Genomic DNA, 1421 nt, shown 5'->3' on the forward strand with positions numbered 1-1421 from the left:
CCAACTTTTGCAAGTGTTCAGTTTAACGAAGCAAATATCGTTTGGTATACAGCTTTAACAGGCGGAACATCGATTCCATCTACTACAGCACTAACAAGCGGAACTTACTTTGCAGCAATAAAAGATGCTACAACAACTTGTGAGAGTTCAGTAAGATTATCAGTAACCATTAGTGTAACTGATCCTGCTACGCCAACATTGGTAACAGCCGGAACTCAAAACTTCTGTTTGGTAAATGCACCAACTTTTGCAAGTGTTCAGTTTAACGAAGCAAATATCGTTTGGTATACAGCTTTAACAGGCGGAACATCGATTCCATCTACTACAGCACTAACAAGCGGAACTTACTTTGCAGCAATAAAAGATGCTACAACAACTTGTGAGAGTTCAGTAAGATTATCAGTAACCATTAGTGTAACGGATCCTGCTACGCCAACCTTGGTAACTGCGGGAAATCAAAACTTCTGTTTGGTAAATGCACCAACTTTTGCAAGTGTTCAGTTTAACGAAGCAAATATCGTTTGGTATACAGCTTTAACAGGCGGAACAGCGATTCCATCTACTACAGCGTTGACAAGCGGAACTTACTTTGCAGCAATAAAAGATGCAACAACAACTTGTGAGAGTTCAGTAAGATTGTCAGTAACTATTAGTGTAACAGATCCTGCTACACCAACTTTGGTAACCGCAGGAACACAAAACTTCTGTTTGGTTGATGCGCCAACTTTTGCAAGTGTTCAGTTTAACGAAACAAATATTGTTTGGTATACAGCTTCAATAGGAGGAACAGCAATTCCGTCAACTACAGTGTTGACAAGCGGAACTTATTTTGCAGCAATAAAAGATGCTACAACAACTTGTGAGAGTTCAGTAAGATTATCAGTAACCATTAGTGTAACGGATCCTGCTACGCCAACCTTGGTAACTGCGGGAAATCAAAACTTCTGTTTGGTTGATGCACCAACTTTTGGAAGTGTTCAGTTTAACGAAGCAAATATCGTTTGGTATACAGCTTTAACAGGCGGAACATCGATTCCATCTACTACAGCACTAACAAGCGGAACTTACTTTGCAGCAATAAAAGATGCTACAACAACTTGTGAGAGTTCAGTAAGATTATCAGTAACCATTAGTGTAACGGATCCTGCTACGCCAACATTGGTAACAGCCGGAACTCAAAACTTCTGTTTGGTAAATGCACCAACTTTTGCAAGTGTTCAGTTTAACGAAACAAATATTGTTTGGTATACAGCTTTAACAGGAGGAACAGCGATTCCATCTACTACAGCACTAACAAGCGGAACTTACTTTGCAGCAATAAAAGATGCTACAACAACTTGTGAGAGTTCAGTAAGATTATCAGTAACCATTAGTGTAACTGATCCTGCTACGCCAACATTGGTAACAGCCGGAACTCAAAA

General features: G+C 39.8%; 1 pseudogene. It reads left to right on the forward strand.

Features of this window, described 5'->3' with window-relative positions:
- A pseudogene (locus B0A67_RS23860) lies at positions 1-1421 on the forward strand (hypothetical protein); the annotation flags it as partial.

This window comes from Flavobacterium aquidurense (assembly GCF_002217195.1).
In the GTDB taxonomy this organism is placed as follows: domain Bacteria; phylum Bacteroidota; class Bacteroidia; order Flavobacteriales; family Flavobacteriaceae; genus Flavobacterium; species Flavobacterium frigidimaris.